23 protein-coding genes and 2 pseudogenes are annotated in these 19,141 nt (G+C 45.1%); 22 read left to right on the forward strand and 3 right to left on the reverse strand.

The window, feature by feature from the left end; genetic code table 11:
• Window positions 1–23: 23 nt before the first annotated feature.
• From queD to BUB66_RS10000, 6 genes are all read left to right on the forward strand, one after another.
• A complete protein-coding gene (queD, locus tag BUB66_RS09975; RefSeq protein ID WP_073258105.1) occupies window positions 24–401 on the forward strand; it encodes a 6-carboxytetrahydropterin synthase QueD in 378 nt (125 codons plus the stop codon).
• Complete coding sequence (gene folE2, locus BUB66_RS09980) at window positions 382–1,161, forward strand: GTP cyclohydrolase FolE2 (protein ID WP_073258107.1); 780 nt, start codon at window positions 382–384, stop codon at window positions 1,159–1,161. The genes queD and folE2 overlap by 20 nt, the downstream gene beginning before the upstream one ends.
• Window positions 1,151–2,347 carry a dihydropteroate synthase gene (folP, locus tag BUB66_RS09985; RefSeq protein ID WP_073258109.1) on the forward strand — a complete coding sequence of 399 codons (1,197 nt, stop codon included), beginning with the start codon at window positions 1,151–1,153 and terminating at the stop codon, window positions 2,345–2,347. Before folE2 ends, folP begins: the two co-directional genes overlap by 11 nt.
• Window positions 2,329–2,787, forward strand: coding sequence for a 2-amino-4-hydroxy-6-hydroxymethyldihydropteridine diphosphokinase (folK, locus tag BUB66_RS09990; RefSeq protein WP_073258111.1), 459 nt, complete (start codon window positions 2,329–2,331; stop codon window positions 2,785–2,787). The genes folP and folK overlap by 19 nt, the downstream gene beginning before the upstream one ends.
• Window positions 2,788–2,895: 108 nt before the next feature.
• Entirely contained in the window at window positions 2,896–3,786 is an 891-nt protein-coding gene (locus tag BUB66_RS09995; RefSeq protein WP_159431528.1) for a polysaccharide deacetylase family protein, read from the forward strand.
• 26 nt (window positions 3,787–3,812) lie between these two features.
• Window positions 3,813–4,661 (forward strand): DegV family protein, encoded by an 849-nt coding sequence (locus BUB66_RS10000; RefSeq protein WP_073258115.1) that lies wholly within the window; start codon window positions 3,813–3,815, stop codon window positions 4,659–4,661.
• 27 nt (window positions 4,662–4,688) lie between these two features.
• On the opposite strand, the pseudogene BUB66_RS10005 reads toward BUB66_RS10000, so the two are convergent.
• Window positions 4,689–4,958 (reverse strand): annotated as a pseudogene (locus tag BUB66_RS10005) (PAS domain-containing protein); the annotation flags it as partial.
• A pseudogene (locus tag BUB66_RS12775) lies at window positions 4,945–5,037 on the reverse strand (cupin domain-containing protein); the annotation flags it as partial. The pseudogenes BUB66_RS12775 and BUB66_RS10005, both read right to left, overlap by 14 nt.
• A gap of 105 nt (window positions 5,038–5,142) precedes the next feature.
• Here BUB66_RS12775 and BUB66_RS10015 point away from each other — a divergent pair.
• The 16 genes from BUB66_RS10015 (at window position 5,143) to BUB66_RS12665 (ending at window position 18,259) form a co-directional block, all read left to right on the forward strand.
• Window positions 5,143–5,718, forward strand: a complete 576-nt coding sequence (locus BUB66_RS10015) for a Uma2 family endonuclease (RefSeq protein WP_073258117.1) — start codon at window positions 5,143–5,145, stop codon at window positions 5,716–5,718.
• A gap of 29 nt (window positions 5,719–5,747) precedes the next feature.
• The gene (locus BUB66_RS10020) at window positions 5,748–6,266 is read left to right on the forward strand and encodes a gamma carbonic anhydrase family protein (RefSeq protein ID WP_188092898.1); all 519 of its coding nucleotides are present in this window, start codon (window positions 5,748–5,750) and stop codon (window positions 6,264–6,266) included.
• 171 nt (window positions 6,267–6,437) lie between these two features.
• A complete protein-coding gene (locus tag BUB66_RS10025) occupies window positions 6,438–7,529 on the forward strand; it encodes a BMP family lipoprotein (RefSeq protein WP_143156271.1) in 1,092 nt (363 codons plus the stop codon).
• 64 nt (window positions 7,530–7,593) lie between these two features.
• Window positions 7,594–9,120: an ABC transporter ATP-binding protein gene (locus BUB66_RS10030; protein WP_073258121.1), complete on the forward strand. Its 1,527-nt coding sequence runs from the start codon at window positions 7,594–7,596 to the stop codon at window positions 9,118–9,120.
• Window positions 9,117–10,238: an ABC transporter permease gene (locus BUB66_RS10035; RefSeq protein WP_073258123.1), complete on the forward strand. Its 1,122-nt coding sequence runs from the start codon at window positions 9,117–9,119 to the stop codon at window positions 10,236–10,238. Before BUB66_RS10030 ends, BUB66_RS10035 begins: the two co-directional genes overlap by 4 nt.
• A complete protein-coding gene (locus tag BUB66_RS10040) occupies window positions 10,232–11,146 on the forward strand; it encodes an ABC transporter permease (protein WP_073258125.1) in 915 nt (304 codons plus the stop codon). The genes BUB66_RS10035 and BUB66_RS10040 overlap by 7 nt, the downstream gene beginning before the upstream one ends.
• Before the next feature lie 33 nt (window positions 11,147–11,179).
• On the forward strand, window positions 11,180–11,899 hold the full coding sequence (locus BUB66_RS10045; protein ID WP_073258127.1) for a GntR family transcriptional regulator: 720 nt from the start codon (window positions 11,180–11,182) through the stop codon (window positions 11,897–11,899).
• A gap of 13 nt (window positions 11,900–11,912) precedes the next feature.
• Window positions 11,913–12,296: a cytidine deaminase gene (locus BUB66_RS10050; protein WP_073258129.1), complete on the forward strand. Its 384-nt coding sequence runs from the start codon at window positions 11,913–11,915 to the stop codon at window positions 12,294–12,296.
• 22 nt (window positions 12,297–12,318) lie between these two features.
• A complete protein-coding gene (locus BUB66_RS10055) occupies window positions 12,319–13,647 on the forward strand; it encodes a pyrimidine-nucleoside phosphorylase (protein WP_073258131.1) in 1,329 nt (442 codons plus the stop codon).
• A 16-nt stretch (window positions 13,648–13,663) separates the two neighbouring features.
• The gene (locus tag BUB66_RS10060; RefSeq protein ID WP_073258133.1) at window positions 13,664–14,854 is read left to right on the forward strand and encodes a phosphopentomutase; all 1,191 of its coding nucleotides are present in this window, start codon (window positions 13,664–13,666) and stop codon (window positions 14,852–14,854) included.
• Between the two features lie 74 nt (window positions 14,855–14,928).
• Complete coding sequence (locus BUB66_RS10065) at window positions 14,929–15,747, forward strand: purine-nucleoside phosphorylase (protein ID WP_073258135.1); 819 nt, start codon at window positions 14,929–14,931, stop codon at window positions 15,745–15,747.
• Between the two features lie 50 nt (window positions 15,748–15,797).
• Entirely contained in the window at window positions 15,798–16,040 is a 243-nt protein-coding gene (locus BUB66_RS10070) for a hypothetical protein (protein ID WP_073258137.1), read from the forward strand.
• 21 nt (window positions 16,041–16,061) lie between these two features.
• Window positions 16,062–16,490: an NUDIX domain-containing protein gene (locus tag BUB66_RS10075; RefSeq protein WP_073258139.1), complete on the forward strand. Its 429-nt coding sequence runs from the start codon at window positions 16,062–16,064 to the stop codon at window positions 16,488–16,490.
• Between the two features lie 116 nt (window positions 16,491–16,606).
• Entirely contained in the window at window positions 16,607–16,888 is a 282-nt protein-coding gene (locus BUB66_RS11915; RefSeq protein WP_084098983.1) for a hypothetical protein, read from the forward strand.
• Between the two features lie 360 nt (window positions 16,889–17,248).
• Window positions 17,249–17,983: a LytR/AlgR family response regulator transcription factor gene (locus BUB66_RS10085; protein ID WP_073258141.1), complete on the forward strand. Its 735-nt coding sequence runs from the start codon at window positions 17,249–17,251 to the stop codon at window positions 17,981–17,983.
• A gap of 150 nt (window positions 17,984–18,133) precedes the next feature.
• Entirely contained in the window at window positions 18,134–18,259 is a 126-nt protein-coding gene (locus tag BUB66_RS12665) for a hypothetical protein (protein WP_280144553.1), read from the forward strand.
• A gap of 63 nt (window positions 18,260–18,322) precedes the next feature.
• Here the strand turns inward: BUB66_RS12665 and BUB66_RS10090 are convergent.
• The coding region (locus BUB66_RS10090; RefSeq protein ID WP_073258143.1) for an IS110 family RNA-guided transposase at window positions 18,323–19,141 on the reverse strand (819 nt) is incomplete at its 5' end.

A 19,141-nucleotide genomic window follows, 5' to 3' on the forward strand; every position in this document is an offset into this window, starting at 1 on the left:
AAGATAAAGGATGGGATGAGAAGTTGTTTTTGATAAAGGAGTTCAAATTTGACGCAGCCCACAACCTGGTGAGCTATAAGGGCAAGTGCGAAAAACTTCACGGCCACACCTACAGGCTGGTGGTGGTGCTGGAGGGAGTTCCGGACCGGGAAGAAATGATAATGGATTTTTTGGAGCTGAAGGAGATTGTGAATGAAAAGGTATTGAAAAAACTCGACCATTCATACATAAACGACATAGTAAAGCAGCCTTCTGCCGAAAATATTGCTGTTTGGGTGTGGCAGCAACTGGAAGAAGGCGTGAGAAGGGAAAATTGCAGGCTTTACGAGGTGCAGGTCTGGGAGACCGAAACAAGTGGGGTCATCTACAGGGGTGAAAACCTTGAAGGACGTTCAAAGTGAAAGAGACGAAAGGCGGGTTCCTTTAAAAAAGGTAGGAGTTAAAAACATAGAGTGGCCTTTAAAAGTGCTTGATAAAGCGAGGGGCCACCAGTACACGGTTGCGAAGATAAGTCTTTCCGTCGATTTGAGGCATGATGTGCGGGGAACCCACATGAGCAGGTTCGTGGAAGTGTTAAATGACCTTGAAATGTTGAGCCCGGCTGCCCTTTTAGAAATTCTCTCCGAAATAAAGGAAAAGCTGCAGGCTGAAAAAAGTTATCTTTTGATGTGCTTTCCTTATTTTATATGGAAAAAATCCCCGATTTCCGGGCTTTCCTCCCCAATGAAAATACAAGCTTTTATAGAGGCCGAGAGCGACATTAAGTCCACCATAACCATGGGAGTGAAGGTTCCAGTGCATACCCTGTGTCCGTGCTCTAAGGAGATAAGCGAAAGCGGGGCGCACAATCAGCGGGCAGTGGTGGAGATTTACGTCAGGTCAAAAAAGATGATATGGTTTGAAGACCTTTCGGAGATAGCCGAAAAGAGCGCCAGTTGTCCTATATACACCCTCCTAAAAAGGCCCGATGAAAAATTCGTGACGGAAATGGCTTATAGAAATGCTAAGTTCGTAGAAGATGTGACCCGAGATGCAGCTTTAGAGTTAGAAAGGGATGAGAGGATAGAATGGTATAAGGTACAGGTTACGAGTTTTGAGAGCATCCACAATCACGATGCTTTTGCGTGCGTGGAAAAGGGGTGGATTCAAGATGATAATTGAGATTTCGCGTGATTATTTGAGAGCCGAAATGGAAAAGGTAAATGCTCATCCTGCATCCTTTCCTATTTTCGAGAGGAAAGCGGATATCATATTGCTGAAGGTTTTCGATGTGCCATCGCCGGGAGCGAATGTAATAAAGCAGGAAATGCTTTCCCTTGGCGGGGATGCGGTGGTTCATAAAAATGCCGTGGACTGCAAAGCGGAAATGTCGGACATAATCTTGATGGGAACAAAAAAGCATTATGAGGCTTTGCTTAATAAACTAGAAAAGGTGAATTACTTCGGCTTAAAAAAGTTAAGGGAGGAACTGGACGAATACTTTAAAACAAAAAGGCCTGATCACATCGAAAGTCCATGGGGACGAAGGATAACTTTCGAAAGCACAAGGCTTATGGGTATAATAAATGTCACTCCAGATTCGTTTTTTGCAGGTTCGAGAAAAGAAGGCTTAAAGGAAGTCCTTGAGGCGGCTTCCGATATGGTAGAAAACGGGGCCGACATACTGGATATAGGAGGACTTTCGACCCGCCCTGGTTCGGAGCCTGTAGAAGAAGAGGAGGAATTAAAGAGAGTGGTTCCTGCGATAAAAGCCGTCCGGCAAGAATTTCCTCAGATTCCCATTTCGGTAGATACCTACAGGGCAAGAGTAGCTAAGGAGGCATTGGACGCCGGGGCGGACATAATAAACGACATAAGCGGCCTTCAGTTTGATGAAAATCTGGTAAAGATAGTGGCCGAATATAAGGCTCCCCTGGTGCTTATGCACATAAAAGGGACACCCAGAGATATGCAAAAAAATCCCCATTACGGCGATGTTGTGAAGGAAATTGCCGAGTACTTTTGCGAGAGGATGGAATTCGCCATTGCTTCGGGAGCAAGACCCGAGGGCATCATTCTGGACCCCGGAATGGGATTTGGGAAAAGTTACGAGCATAACCTGGAAATCTTAAGCCGGCTGAAAGAGTTTAAGAGTTTGAAAAAGCCGCTACTTATTGGGGCATCGAGGAAGACTTTTATCGGGAAGGCCTTGGGGGATTTGCCACCAGAAGAAAGGTTGGAAGGGACCCTTGCTGTGACTGCTTTATGTGCGCTGAATGACGTAGATATTGTGAGGGTGCACGATGTAAAGGAAAACCGGCGGGTCTTAGCCCTCGTGGAGGCGGTAAAATGCCAAAGGCATTCATAGCCCTGGGGAGCAATTTAGGGGACAGGAGAAGGAACATTGCCGAAGCGGTAGAAAAGATGAAGCGGCGGGGCATAAAAATCGTAAAGATGTCTTCAATCATCGAAACAGAGCCTTATGGATATAAAGATCAGGACAAATTTTTAAATGCCGCCTGCCTTGTGGAAACTGAACTTTCGCCCATGGAACTTCTGGATGTGCTGCTTGTTATAGAAAAAGAGATGGGGAGGGAGAGAAGAATTCGCTGGGGTCCCCGCAACATAGACCTCGACCTCATTTTTTACGAGGATTGGGTAATAAGGGACGAACGGCTGACAGTACCTCATCCCGATGCCCACAATAGGACTTTCGTGATGGGGCCGATTGCCGAGATAGAACCTGATTTTGTGCATCCCGTGCTAAAAAAAAGGGTTGTGGAAATATACAGGGAACTTGCAAAATAAACCTGTTTACAACGTGTCGCTAAATTGATATGATTCTTAATTAAGATAGAAATTGGTGAAAGAAGCTGATAATTGATGGGGGTTGAAGGTAAGAGGGGTCTTTTTACATTGTTTGTTTTGACTGCAATTTTCGGATTTATCTTCGGGACGGCTTTGGCTTTTTACACCGATGGTTATTTTTCTCATATAGGAAATGAGGTGTATTCTCCCAAACAGAGCGTGGTAGAATTTATAGCAGACGAACCTCAAAATAGCGAGGAAGACCGGTTTGACGCAGGCGAACTAAATACGCTGCTAGTCAGGAGACTTCTTGGAAGGAAAGTATCTCCCACTTGGGAGCGTAAAAAAAGCAAGGTAGCCTACCTCACTTTCGATGATGGGCCTAGTTACAATACGCCCGAGATACTGGAAATCCTGAAAGAATACGGGATCAAGGCTACCTTTTTCGTTAACGGCTGGAATAAAAAAAATTTGAAGGAAATGTTGAAAATGATTTATGAGGATGGCCATGCACTGGGGAATCACACCTATAGCCATCGATACGAGATAATCTATTCTTCGGTGGAAAACTTTATGGCGGACCTTAAGAGGCAGGAGGAAATGATTTACGAGGCGGCGGGCATAAGACCTAAAATAGTGCGCTTTCCCGGCGGCTCCGACAACCTGGTCAGCTTGAGGTTTGGCGGAAAGGACATAATGAAAAAGATTGCCGATAAACTCAAAGAAGAGGGGTATATATACGTAGACTGGAACGCTTCTTGCGGCGATGCGGCGAAACCACCTCTTTCAAAAGACCAGATGAAAGAAGCCGTACGGCGGACGACAAAAGGTAAAAACCCGGTAGTGCTCCTTTTGCACGATCTAGACTCTAAGAAGACTACGTTAGAAATACTGCCATGGATAATTGAGTATTTACAAAGCGAAGGCTATGAATTTGAGACTATTCGTCAAGGGATGGAAGGACTAGAAAAAGTCAACAGGACTGATTTTTGGCGATAAATGAATTTGTGAAAAGGGGGAATATTATGATAAAAAGCGTGATAATAACCGATACCTCTTGTGATTTCCCGGAAGGGACATTGAAAGACCTACCGATTAAAGTTCTTGAAATGCCGGTTGCGTTAAAGGATAACCCGGAGAAGGATATATCCAGTCTTGATATCAGGGAGTTTTACGATTTAATGCGAAAGGGAAAGATACTTCCTACCACTTCACAGGTTAATGTGGCGAGGTTCATGGATTGTTTTAAAGAATGCCTGGAAAATGGGATGACGCCGATAGTGATCGGCCTTTCTGCAAAACTCACCAAAAGCTATGAGGCGGCCATCGTGGCGAAAAACAATATGCCCGAACCGGAAAAAGTGATTATCATAGACTCAAAGTGTGCAAGCCTAGGGCTTGGTTTGGTCGTGATTAAAGCTGCTAGAATGGCCGTTGAAGGCTATTTGCCGGAAGAGATAGCAAGGGAATCCGAGTCTTACGCCAGCAGGATGGAACATATTTTTACTGTAGATTCCCTTGAGCATCTAAAAAGGGGAGGCAGGCTTTCTGCCACCCAGGCCTTCGTCGGCGGGCTTTTAAATATAAAACCGATTTTGCACTTAGTAGATGGCGGCATTGAACCCCTTGAAAAAGTGAGGGGGAAGAAGAACGCCTTAAAGAGGATGCTGGAAATAATGGGAGAAAGAGCAAAAAATTTTGAAAATCAAGTGGTTGGGATAAGCCACGCCGACGACGAAGAAGGTGCAAAGGAACTAGCAATGGAGATTAAACAGAGATATAACCCGAAAGATGTAGTAATTTCCTGGATAGGGCCTGTGATAGGGGCCCATGCGGGACCGGGGACTCTTGCCGTATTTTTTGAAAGAACGTAAAAATCCGCCCCTATAAGGGGCGGATTTTTAATCCTCCAGAAGTCTTTTTTCGCCTTGAAGTTCCTTTATGCGGCCTATTTCCTGCGTTACTTCGAGAGTCCCAACGTAATTTCCTTCTTCGTCCCTCACGGCAAAATACCGGATGTAAATTAATTTACCCTTCAGATTTATCCAGAATTCCTCTGCGTCTTTTTTGCCTTCTTTGAAGTTTTTTAAAATTTTTTCGACAACGGGGTAACTTGCCGGTGGATGGCAGTTTTGGACCTTCCTTCCGATGACGGTCTTAGGCCGCGTAAAGGGCATGAGGGACTCCTGCGGGCATTACTATCATCTGGCCGGCTTTTAGGCGGAATTTTTCCTGGCCTATGGTTATTTTTTTCCATAATCTTACCCCCAAAAATTTATGACTTTACGCTTTTCTATATTTTATCATTTTGTGATAAAATATGTATGACGTTAGTCACATTTAAGAGGTGTTTTTGTGAAATCCGAAAGCAGAAAAAAGGACAAATACACTTATAAGGATTATTTATCCTGGACCGATGATGGAAGATGGCAATTAATAGACGGTATTGCTTACGACATGAACCCTTCGCCCTCTGTGCAACATCAAAGAGTACTGAGAAAGTTGTTAGTGAGGTTTGACCTTTTCCTGGAAGGCAAGCGGTGCGAAGTATTCAGCGCGACTTTTGATGTGAGACTGCCTGAGGGAGATGAAGAAGACGAGGAAGTAAAAACCGTAGTGCAGCCCGATATACTAGTAGTATGCGATAAATCCAAGTTAGATAAAAGAGGATGTAAGGGAGCTCCTGACCTGATAGTTGAAATAGTGTCGAATTCGTCCGCATCGATGGATTACATAAAGAAGCTTAATTTATATGAAAGACACGGTGTGAAGGAATACTGGATTGTCAATCCCGAAAATAAGACCGCTATGATTTACAAGCAAAACGAAATTAAGGAATACGAAGCGCCGGAGATCTACGCAAAAGAGAATGTAATGGAATCCAAAGTGTTAGAAGGGTTTACCGTGAATTTAAAAGAAATATTTGAATAGAAAACTTGATGGAAAGGGGTTATTGGAAGGTGATCCAAGAATTCAATGGCAAAAAACCTAACATCCACAAAAGCTGCTTTATTGCTCCAACCGCCGATGTCATTGGCGACGTGACCATCGGAGAAAATTCTAGCGTGTGGCACAGGGCTGTCATAAGGGGGGACATAAACGGCATAAAGATAGGGGCAAATTCCAATATTCAGGACGGAACGGTAATCCACGTCACGGAAACGCATCCGGTCACGGTAGGGGATAACGTCACGGTAGGCCACAACGCCATTTTGCACGGCTGCACGGTAAAAGACAACGCCCTGATAGGTATGGGGGCAATAGTGCTAGATGGTGCGGTGATAGGCGAAGGGGCACTGGTGGGTGCCGGATCTTTGGTGCCCGAGGGGAAGGAGATTCCGCCTTATAGCCTTGCTTTAGGAGTTCCGGCGAAGGTGATAAGGGAACTTACTAAAGAGCAGTTAGAAGCCATAAAAAAGAACGCTGAGGAGTACGTAAGGCTTTCAAAAAAGTATATGGAAGGTCAAAACTTTCATTAATGGGGCCGGCAAAAGGCCGGTCTTTTATTTTTGCTTGACAAATTGTATAGAAAATTATAAAATATCAATGGTCAGATGTCAGACATCCGGTTGAGGGGGGGATTGATAGTAAAAAAAGTCTTATAAAAAGTTTAACTGCCCAATTAATCTTTTCTTTTGGGAGGGGTTTTGGTGAACGGCCGAAAAATTTTAGCAATCGCTCTCGTGCTGATAATGGTAGCGGCGCTGCTTGCAGGTTGCTCTGGAAATAAAAATCAGCAACAGGGCCAGCAGCAAGAAGGCAAAGAAAAGTTGAAAATAGGTCTCGTCTTTGACGTAGGCGGACGCGGAGATCTTTCTTTTAATGACAGTGCCTACGCAGGGTTGGAAAGGGCAGCAAAGGAATTTGCGGACAAAATCGAAGTGGACTACAGGGAGCCATCAGCGGGCGGCCAGGATAGGGAGCAGCTCCTAAGGCTCCTTGCGGAAAACGGCTTTGACCTGATTTTCGGTGTTGGGTTTCTTTTTACAGAGCACATCCAAAAAGTATCTCAGGAATTCCCGAATGTAAAATTCGCACTTATAGACGGTGCGATCGACGGCCTTGACGAGAATTCCAACGTGGCGTGTCTGCTTTTTAAAGAGCACGAAGGGTCATTCCTTGTAGGAGCAGCAGCGGCCTTGAAGTCCAAGACCGGAAAAATCGGCTTTGTGGGCGGAATGAAGTCACCTCTCATTGAGAGGTTCGAAGTTGGCTATATGGCGGGTGCCAAGTATGTCAATCCGAACATAGAAATTTATTCCGACTACATTGGAACTACTGGGGATGCCTTCAAAGATCCGGTAAAAGGAAAAGAATTGGCGCTCAATCAGTTCAAAAAAGGTGCCGACGTGGTGTACCATGCATCGGGCGCTTCGGGTGTGGGCGTTATAGAGGCTGCGGCAGCCGAGAAGAAATTTGCCATTGGAGTTGATTCGGACCAGTCGCTGAGCGCCAGTGAAGCACAAAGGCCGTTTATCCTCACCAGTATGCTTAAAAGAGTAGACGTTGCGGTATACGAAACCATCAAATCTTTGGTTGAAGGCAATTTTAAAGGCGGATACAAGGTTTTCGGACTTACAGAAGATGGCGTAGGTTATGCTGAGAACGATTACAACAAAGAGCTGATAGCCGACATTAAGTCAAAACTCGAAGAAATAAAAGAGAAAATTATAAAGGGCGAAATCAAGGTGCCGGTAGACAAAAATGAGTACAATGAATTTTTAAAGAACAATTTTAAATAATACTCGAAGGGGTGGCATTGGCCGTGTCACCCCTTCTTTGCAATCCCCAAACGGAGGTGTTACGTTGGAAAAGGCTGTTGTTTTGAAAAAAATTACAAAACGATTTCCAGGAATTGTAGCAAATGACAGGATAGATCTTGAAGTTGAAAAGGGAGAAATTCACGCAATTGTTGGCGAAAATGGCGCTGGCAAAAGCACTCTTATGAAAATTCTTGCCGGTATATACCAGCCGGATGAAGGTGAGATTTACATCTTTGGGAAAAGAGAAAAGATAAATTCCCCCGGAAGGGCGATAGAGCTAAAAATAGGGATGGTCCATCAACATTTTATGCTGGTAGATCGGTTTACAGTCTTAGAAAACATAATATTGGGCGCGGAAAAAAGCTCGGGAATTGCCTTGGATGAAAAAAGATGCCGCAAGGCAGTAGAGGAGCTGCTCGCACTTTATAATTTTTCCCTGAACCTGGATGCCAGGGTGGAAGAAATATCGGTGGGACAGGCGCAAAGGGTGGAGATATTGAAGGTGCTTTACAGAGGGGCCGACATTTTGGTGCTGGATGAACCTACTGCGGTATTGGCCCCTCAAGAAGTGAGGGAACTTTTTAACAACCTGCGCAGGCTAAAAAGTGAAGGAAAAACTATTATCTTCATCAGCCATAAGTTGGAGGAAGTGCTGGAAATCGCCGACCACATAACCGTTCTGAGACGCGGCAAGGTAGTGGGCACCGCTATTCCTTCACAGGTGACAAAAGAAGACCTGGCGCGGATGATGGTGGGAAAACCCGTCATGATGAGGTTGGATAAAGAACCGCTCGATGTAGGAGAGGTACTTCTTTCGATAGAGGATCTCGTTGTGAAAGAAAGCTCCGGGAGGCCGTTGGTGAACGGCATTTCCCTAAAAATTCGGGGTGGTGAAATTTACGGAATAGCCGGCATTGAAGGCAACGGTCAGAAAGAATTGGCTGAGGCAATAATAGGATTGAGAACGGCCTCGGCTGGAAGGATAAGGGTTTGCGGAAGGGACATTGCAGGTCTTTCTATAAAAGAAATAAGGAACCTGGGGGTAGCCTTCATCCCTGAAGATAGGCATAGGCAAGGCCTCGTATTGCCGATGAAGGTGTGGGAAAATATGATGCTGGGGTACCACACAAAGAAGGATTTTCTGAGAGGAAGGTCCTTAAACCTCAAAGCCATTAGGGGGTTTACGAAAAATAAGGTAGAAGAATACGGGGTTAGGCTAAGTTCCATCGAGCAGTCCATCGAAGGTCTGTCCGGCGGCAATCAGCAAAAAGTGATACTCGGGCGTGAACTTTCCCGGGGTCCTAAAATAATTGTAGCTTCTCAACCCACGAGGGGGCTTGATGTAGGTGCGGCTGAATTCGTGCACAAGGAGCTTTTGAAAATGCGCAAAAAAGGCAGTGCAATCCTTTTTATTTCTGCAGACTTGGAAGAGGTGCTTTCTATTTCTGACAGGGTAGGAGTAATATATAACGGCAAGATAACGGCCGAGTTCAGGCCGGAGGAAGTAACGCCGGAAGATATAGGAGTGTACATGCTCGGAGGAGAAAAAGGGGCAGGTGAAGCAAAATGAAAAAGGGTTTTTATATAGCCTTGCTAAGGATGCTGGCACCGATGCTTGCAATAGTGCTTTCGGCCTTAATTAGCTCTATTGTGATTCTCTCCATAGGCAAAAGTCCGCTCCAGGTCTTTTATACCATGTTTAAATTCAGTTTGAGCAGGATGGACAGCGTCGCCATAATTCTCTATAACGCTACGCCGCTTATTTTTTCGGGCCTTGCCGTTTCCGTAGGGTTCAGGATGGGGCTGTTTAATATAGGGGTAGAGGGCCAGTACCTGATAGGGGCGTTTTTTGCAGCTTTAGCCGGGTTTTCCATAAAGGGATTGCCTGCGGCCATACATCTTCCCCTGGTAATTCTTTGCGGGGCCGTCGGTGGGATGCTGTGGGCCTTTATACCGATTTTTCTTAAGGTGAAAAGAGGAGTTCATGAGGTAATAAGCACGATAATGTTGAATTACATTTCCTACTCCCTTATCCACTACCTTATCGCGGATTTATTTATAGACAGGTCGCAAAAGTTGATTCAGGGATTGGGAAGTATTTTAGCAAGGACGCCGAAACTGAGCCCGTCGGCCATGATGCCAAAACTCCACGGTTTTCTCGGGCTTTTCGGCTTACAGCTCCCGAGGCACGTGTACCTGAACTGGTTTTTTCCACTGGGAATTTTAACAGCGGCACTGATATATTATCTTTTAATGTATACTCCTTTTGGCTTTGAGCTGAGAGCGGTGGGACAGAACCGGGAAGCAGCAAGAACAGCGGGGATAAGCCCTGAGCGGGTATATATAATCGGCTTTTTGTTGAGCGGGGCCTTGGCAGGCTTTGTAGGCCTTTCGGACCTTATGAGCTATTTCGGATACATGGACATGGATTTCCCGCGCAACTACGGATTTGACGGCATCGCTGTGGCACTCATTGCACAGAACAATCCGTTCGGCATAATCTTTTCCGCCATTCTCTTCGGTTTTTTGAAAAGAGGTGCGGAGGGAATTCAGACCTTGCTGGGCGTACCCAGGGAAACGATATCAATCCTCCAGGCCGTGATGATAATGTCTATCGTTGTAATAACTAAAATTATGAACGACTATATAAAGAGGCTTGAAAAGAAGGAGGAGGTACGGCTATGTTAATAGGAGAACTCCTTGCATCGAGCTTGAGGATGGCAGTGCCCATACTGCTTACAGCTCTGGGGGCCGTTTTTACAGAAAGATCCGGTGTGGTAAATATAGGCCTGGAAGGCATGATGATAGTGGGTTCCTTTTGGGGGGCTCTTGGAGCGTATTATTACGGCCCGTATTTTGGTTTAATCACTGCGATGGCAGCGGGTATGTTCATGGCGCTTATCCATGCGATAAACACCGTTACTTTTCGGGTAGACCAGGTGGTTAGCGGTGTGGCCATAAACATCCTGGCTTACGGGAGTACTCGTTTTTTGAGCTTGGCAATATTTAATATGGCCACCACCAGCCCTCACGTATCGGGCCTTCCAAAGATAAACATACCGGTGCTTTCCGGAATAGAGCCCCTGAAACCTCTGGTTAATGATATATCCCCCGTTATTATACTAACTTTGCTTTTGGTGCCTATTTCGAGTTTCGTCATACACAGAACGGTCTTCGGTTTAAGGCTTCGCTCTGTGGGGGAAAATCCTTTAGCTGCTGATACCCTGGGCATCAATGTTTTCAAGATGAAATATGCAGGAGTGCTTTTGAGCGGCATTTTTGCTGGACTTTCCGGTGCGTACTTGGCCCTTGAGCACACGGGTATGTATGTGGAGGGGATGACCCAGGGGCAAGGGTTTATCGCACTGGCAGCTATGATTTTCGGCAACTGGGAACCGAAAGGGGCCCTTTGGGCTTCGCTGCTTTTCGGTTTTTCTGAGGCGTTGAGTTTCCGAGTGGTAGAAGGAGGAGTCGTGCCGTACCAGTTCATAAAAATGATTCCTTATGTATTGACGCTTCTTGTTCTGACCGGTGTCGTAAAAAAATCCACCAGTCCTGCGGCAAGCGGTGTCCCTTACGAGAGAGGATTGAAATAATCTAACAATCTTCCATAAGGAGTTGCATAAAGGATGCTTTGCCCCACGCGATATGAAATTGCAGTTAAGAAAATCAAAGAAATGATATTAAAAGGAGAGCTGAAGGAGGGAGAAAAACTTCCTTCCGAAATAGAATTTTCAAGGTTACTCGGCGTGAGCCGGGCAACATTGCGGGAAGCCTTCCGCATTCTTGAGGAGGAGGGGTTGATAAAAAGGTACCACGGCGTTGGAACATTTGTCTCTAAAATACCATTCATAAAAAGCGGCATGGAGGAACTAGTCAGCATAACAAAACTCATCGAAAGACAGGGCATGAAAGCCGGCACTACCGATGTGGTCATAAAAAAAGTGAGACCTTCGGAAAAAGAAGCTTCGATGATGGGTATCCCCGAAGAAGAGGAAATCTATAGAGTCGAAAGGGTAAGGACGGCCGATGGAGTTCCGGTGCTTTTTTGCATAGACAGGGTACCCGCTAAGTTCGTGAAAGGAGAATTCAAGCTGGAAAAGGAATCGCTTTTTGACTACCTTCAGGATGACCTCGGCATATATATATCTTATGCAGTTTCGGACATATTGCCTGTGGATGCAAAGGTGGCCGGTGTTCATAAAAAGCTGAACATGAAATCAAGGAATGCCGTAGTTTTGCTTTTAGAGCAACTTCACTACGATGAAAATGACAATCCCATTTTTTACTCATCCAATTTCTTTTCGCCTGAAAAGTTTAGGTTTTACATTGTACGCAGGAGAAAATAGGAGGTTTTTTGCGGTGGAGGAAAAGCGCTTGATAAAAAAGGCTCAAAAAGCTATGGAAAAGGCCTATGCTCCATACTCTGGATTCAGAGTAGGGGCGTGTGTTTTAACTTCGGACGGTGTGGAATTTACGGGGTGCAACATTGAAAATGCGTCTTATGGACTTACCGTATGTGCAGAGCGTGTGGCGATTTTCAAGGCCTATTCCGAGGGGAAGAGAAACATTGATGCTCTTGCCGTGGTTGCGGACATTGATGAGCCTGTTTCACCGTGCGGTGCATGCCGACAGGTAATGCTGGAGCTTTTGCCAAATGCACTGATTATACTTTCCAACAGGGATGGCTCCAAAATAATGCGCACGAGGCCTGAGGAACTACTGCCGTACGGTTTTAAACTCTGATTTTGAAGGGAGGAAGCCCATAATGTTTTTCGTTCCCGAACTCATTGAAAAAAAGCGAAACGGGGGAAAATTATCAAAAGATGAAATCCGCTTTATGATAGAAGGGTACGTAAAAGGAGAAATTCCCGACTACCAGATGGCCGCTTTGTTGATGGCGGTGTACTTTAGGGGTATGGACGAGGAGGAAGTGACTGAACTTACCCTTTCGATGGCCCGGTCTGGGGAAATGGTGGACCTTTCAGCCATAGAAGGAATAAAGGTGGATAAGCACTCCAGCGGCGGGATAGCAGACACTACCACCCTGGTGCTGATTCCCCTTGCTGCGTCGGTAGGGGTAAAAGTAGCAAAGCTTTCAGGCCGGGGACTCGGTCACACCGGCGGGACCATAGACAAGTTAGAATCCATACCGGGATTCAAAACCGAGCTTTCCAAAGAAGAATTTATAAGGATAATTAACCAAATAGGTGCGGCTATTGCCGGACAGTCGAAAGATTTGGTACCGGCGGACAAAATGCTCTATGCCCTCCGGGATGTAACGGCTACTGTGGATTCCATTCCTCTTATTGCATCCTCTATAATGAGTAAAAAAATAGCTGGTGGTGCCGACAAGATAATCCTTGATGTGAAATTCGGAAGGGGGGCGTTCATGAAAAAATACGGGGACGCTGTTGAACTTGCAAAAACCATGGTTAAAATAGGGAATCTCGCCGGAAAGCCCACGGTAGCTTACGTTACGGACATGGACCAGCCCCTCGGGATGGCCATAGGAAATGCTTTAGAAATCATAGAAGCGGCGGAAGTCTTGAAGGGCAAGGGACACGAGGACCTTTTAAACCTTTCGCTGGAATTCGGCGCTGAGATGATGGCGCTTTCTGGAATTGAAAATGACAGGAAAAGGGCCAAAGAAAAACTTAACGAAAGCATAAAAAGTGGGAAGGCCATTGAGAAATTTAAGGAAATAATAAAAAGCCAGGGAGGCAATCCAAAAGTAGTGGAAGATTATTCGCTGCTTCCGCAAGCAAGATTCAGAGAAGAAGTAACAGCCCCGCATGACGGCTGGATAGAAAGTATAGATGCGTTAAGGCTCGGCCTTGCGGCTATGAAACTTGGCGCCGGGCGGCAGAAAAAGGAAGACAAAATAGACCATTCGGTAGGGATATGGCTCGGCGGCAAAGTCGGAGACTGGGTAGAAAAAGGGAAACCCCTTGCGGTAGTATACGCCAACGATGAAGGAAAGCTCGGGTGGGCATTAGAAGAAGTGCGTGAAGCTTTCCGGCTTTCTCCTGAGAAGGTGGAAAAGAGAAAACTTATATGGGCGAGGATTACCGCAGAAAATGTAGAAGAGTTTTGAAAGGCGGTGGGAGAAGATGCCGGTAAAAAGGGTGATACTTATTGTGCTGGACAGTGTCGGGGCCGGAGAACTCCCCGACGCTGCCTTATACGGCGACGAAGGCAGCAATACCCTGGCCAATACGGCAAAAGCTGTCGGAGGACTGGATCTGCCTAATCTGCAAAAAATGGGCCTCGGGAATATAGTCGAGATAGAGGGAGTACCGCCGGCGGAAAGACCGGAGGCTTCTTACGGCAAGGCGGCGGAAAGGTCCGCCGGAAAGGACACCACCACAGGTCACTGGGAAATTGCGGGGATAATCCTGGAAAAACCCTTCCCCGTTTATCCTGACGGATTTCCTCCCGAAGTGATGGAAGAATTCGAAAGGAGGATAGGCACGAAAACCCTTGGGAACCGGCCGGCTTCCGGTACGCAGATAATAAACGAGTTGGGGGAGGAACACATGAAGACCGGATATCCCATCGTCTACACTTCCGCCGACTCGGTTTTCCAGGTAGCCGCCCACGAAGAAGTTATTCCGATTGAAAAGCTGTACGAGATGTGCATGATTGCCCGGGAAATACTCAAGGGCGACCATGCGGTATCCAGGGTCATAGCAAGGCCTTTCGTCGGCACTCCCGGAAATTTCGTGAGGACCTACAACCGCAGGGATTTTTCCCTGAAGCCCCCCGAGGAGACGTTGCTCGACAAGGTAAAAAAAGCCGGGATGGATGTTTTCGCCGTGGGGAAGATATGGGACATATTTGCGGGCCAGGGGATAACTAGGGAATACCACACCGAAGGAAATATGGACGGAGTTGACAAGGTACTCCGGGCCATGGACGAGATGGAGCGGGGACTTGTCATGGCAAACCTGGTTGACTATGACATGCTCTACGGCCATAGGAACGACCCACATGGGTACGCCAGGGCTCTTCAGGATTTCGACGGAAGACTGCTGGAGATTGTGGAGAAACTCAAAAGCGACGATGTAATAATCCTGACGGCGGACCACGGCTGCGACCCGACGACGCCGAGCACCGACCATTCAAGGGAATACATTCCGGTTTTAGTTGCCGGAGACGGGATTAAAAAGGGAGTGAATCTGGGCATCCTTTCGACATTTTCGGATATCGGCCAGACCATAGCAGACCTTCTGGGGTGCGAAAAGCTTCCCAATGGAAGAAGTTTTAAGGAAAAAATTTTAAAAAGGCCAATAATGAGTTAAAAAAATAAATCGAGATGAATTCTTTTTGAAAAGGCGAGGAGAATAGGTGCTTGAGAAGAGGAGGTGAATAACTTATGAGTTATTATGGTGAACTCAAAAAGTCAGCCGAATACATAAAATACCGCGTTATGTTGCAGCCCAAAATCGGTGTTATACTCGGCAGCGGTCTTGGGGATTTTGCCGACGGGCTGGAGGAAAGGGTAGTAGTACCTTATGCCGAAATACCAGGATTTCCAGTTTCCACGGTAAAAGGGCACAAGGGGAATTTGGTCTTCGGGAGGGTAAAAGGCAGGAACCTGGCGGTGATGCAGGGTAGGTTTCACCTTTACGAGGGATATCCGATAGAGAAGGTGGTCTTCGGAGTAAGGGTTTTGGGGCTGCTGGGCATCAAGGTGCTAATAGTTACCAATGCCGCTGGCGGGATAAATGAGAGCTTCTGCCCCGGAGACCTCATGGTGATAAAGGACCATATCAACATGTCGGGTGAGAACCCGGCGGCAGGAGAAGAGATTCCTGAAATAGGGCCCAGATTCTTCGATATGACCTATGCTTACGATGAGGGGCTCAGGCAAAAGGCAAAGACGGCTTTCGAAGAAATTGGAGTTGAATATAAAGAAGGGGTATATGCTTTCATGAGAGGGCCCTCCTACGAGACGCCGGCGGAAATACGGATGCTAAAAACCATCGGGGCCGATGCGGTAGGTATGTCTACGGTTCCGGAAGTCATCGCCGCCCGGCAGATGGGCATAAGGGTACTCGGGATTTCCTGCATCACCAACATGGCGGCAGGAATTCTGGATAAACCCTTATCCCACGCCGAAGTCCTGGAAGTATCCGAGAAGGTGAAGGAGAAATTCGTGAGAGTCCTCAGCAGTATTATCAGTAAGATATAATTAACTATCGGCCGTGAACACCCCCTTTCAATTATATGGATTTGAAATGAATGATTTATGCTTTTTTCATGGGTAAACTTGACCGAAAAATTTATTTTGACAAATGCGGAGCAGATGCACAGCAAGATTTCCCTGTAGAGCCTGGTTCTTTGCTTCAAAATGATTTAATTGTGATTAGAGATAATGAAATCTCTCTTGCAAGAAAAGATCGAAAATACACTGATTTAGCGGGTTCAATTTTTTGGAGTGAACATGTTGCAAGCATGTATTCTCCAAATATAATAATCAGGTAAATAAAAGCGGGAGGAGTTCTTATGTATCCTAATTATCGAATTTCTGTTGAAATCATATTGTTGCATGAAGGAAAGGTTCTTTTGACCAAACGTGCAGCACATTGCAAGGTCGCTCCGAATGTCTGGAATGTTCCCGCAGGAAAAATAAAATATGATGAAATTCCCGTTCAAGGTTTGTATCGAGAAGCAAAAGAGGAAATTAATTTGGATGTGGAATTGTTGGAAGAGCTATCAGTTAGGAATTTAAAAAGTAAAAGTGGAGATGAAGATATATACCGAGTTGTGTTTACGTATCTTGTTAAACCGAAAAACGATGATATTTCTTCGCTCAAACTGAATGATGAACATTCCGAATTCGCTTGGATTACCAAAGAAGACCTCAATGATCCAAAATATGAAACGCTTCACGATGATATACGAAACATTCTTTTAACGAAAGTGTTTAAATGAAGTCTATGTCGTAAAGCTGGAAACTCTTTTTCAAGAGGAATGACTTATGTGCGGAGCGGGGGGTTGCGAACATAGCTGAGTCAATTGTGTTGTGAATCTGCAATGGAGGGAAAAATGTGAATACCATATACGGCCGCATCGGAGGGCCGATAGGGGGATACAGCCTGGAATGCAGGATGGACGATGCCAGCATTTACGGCAGGCTGGGAGGTCCCATAATAGGTGCCGATATAAATCTGAAGAAAGACAAAGAAGGCAAATTTCTGGAAGGCAGGATAGGAGGGGTAGTCTTCGGGAAAGACCTCAGGGTGGAAATCGGCCATGATTACGCTCGGGGCCGCCTGGGAGGCGATGTGATAGGAAACGATATGAACTTTCCTGCGATGACGGCAAAATAACCGGCAGGTGCGGGGGGTTTTCGATGGATTCGACGTAGATCTTATTTTCCTTGCCGGCAGACTCGGCAGCAGCATTTTCGGGATGAAGTTCCTTATCTTTATGGCGCCGTTCTAGCGGCGGTAGCCTATTACTTTTATCTGGAATACCATAAAGAGGTGGTTCGAGCGGATCCAGAAGTGGATAAAATATTTTTCGGAACGGGAATGCTTTCAACGCATTTCTTATTTTTTATATGAGCTTCCTGAGCTTAATCCTAGCTGGGTTATTAAAAAATTTTGTCTTGAGGGAACCTTTTGGCAATCTAAAACGAATATATTAGAGAGAGGGAAATTCAAGTTCAGGAAGGGAGACCGGTTTTTATGGTAAATGTACTTATTCTGGCAGACGAAGATCATATCAGGGAATCTTTAAAGGAACTGGTATCTACGAATCCCCTCGTGAGTAAAATTTTTGATGTTAGTTCTACCAGTGAGGCGGTGAACATCGCAGAGAAGCGGTCTTTTGATATTGCGTTAATCTATATAGAGCTTGAAGCTGAAGAAGGGTTAGACGGCATATATATAGCAAAGATAATGCAGAAGCTCAATCCCAAAACCTATATTGTATTTTTATTGGGCTATCCCCAATATACTATTGACTCCTTTCAGGTAACCCCTGATGATTTTATACTCAAGCCTTTTATAAGAGAGAGGATAAAGGAGATAATATCTACTTTGGCGACAAAAGTAGTGATGAAAGGAGAAAATTTGCTTAAAAGTTCTTATAGAATAAGGCTCAAAATGGGTAATGAAATACTATTTTTAAAGCCGAATGATGTAATATTCATTGAAAGGCAAGGAAAAACCACCTTGATTCATACTAAGGAGAGCATTTATAAAATAGACAAATTGCTTATTGAGCTGGAGAAAGTGCTACCAGCAAATTTTGTGAGGGTTCATAGGTCCTTTATAATAAATATAGATAAAATAAAGCGAGTTAAGGAAGTAAGCAGAAGATCTTACGAAATAGATTTTTATGGTTACACTAAAACCGCCCAGATGAGTAGATATAAGTTTGAAGAGTACAAAGATATTTTCAGTAATTTCCAAGAGTGACATATTCTTCATATACAGAATATACATACTTTTGATACAGGACACTGATTTCGATTGAGAGATAAATGTATTCGGAATAAATAACTCTACTTCGGTTATTCATTCCGAATTTTGGACTATTCAACCCCATGAATGGGTTATTTAGGAAAAATGGAAGGAAATAACACAATTATAGAGAATATTGATAATATAATAAAAGATAACAGAGGTGATGATTATGAAGATATAGAAAACAAAAAAAGTAATCAAGATGAAGTATATCAAAATTTAAATTAAGACGTGCTATGAAAAGTCAATAGGTTATAGCAAAAATTTTTGACAATCACATGGAAATTCTGTTCATGCATTGTTGCCGGGTGGAGACCATTGATAATCCGGGTCATAAGGCCGGTTATCCTTCCAAAGAGAATAAATCAAGTGAACAAGTTTTCTTGCTACGGCTCCTGTAGCAACATTTAAATGCTTTCCCTGGCTGCGTTTTAGCTCATAATAAGCTTTCAACTCTGGGTTAAACCGACGGGCTGAAACCGCAGCTAACCACAAGCTGTTTCTTAAAACAGGGGAACCACGTTTGGACATGCGGTTACGAGTACCCTCAAACAATCCAGAAGCCCTTACAGTAGCATCTAAACCAGCATAGGCTACAAGAGCCCGGGGGTTAGGGAAACGGGAAATATCACCTATCTCACCGATAATTGCAGCAGCAAGGACAGGGCCAATGCCCGGAATAGTTTCAATTACGTGGCGATAAGGTGTCTCTTTACTGGGACGAAGCTCCTCCATAACTTCGTTAATAGCGTCCTCGATAACCTTTATCTGTTCTTCAATAAATTCAATTTGCTCAATCAGCAAACGAAGCTGAAGGGAGAAAGCGTCCAGAGCGATGGTAATACCGAAGGTTCCTTTAGCCAGAGATTGAATCTTTTTAGCTCTTTCTTCACCGAAACTGCCGCGGGAATGTTCTTTAAGGAAAGCAGATAACTCTGAAAGGTCCACTTCAGCCAACTCTTCCGGCGCCGGATAAGATTTAAGCAGCTCCTTTGAAGTCCGGATAAATACGTCGGAGAAGCAGCCGGGGTATTCTGGGAAAATCCTATCTAAGATACCAAGTACTCTATTCTTAAGGCTACCGACCTGGCGGATGAACTCAAAGCGGAG

It is taken from the genome of Caldanaerovirga acetigignens (assembly GCF_900142995.1).
Lineage (GTDB): Bacteria > Bacillota > Thermosediminibacteria > Thermosediminibacterales > Thermosediminibacteraceae > Fervidicola > Fervidicola acetigignens.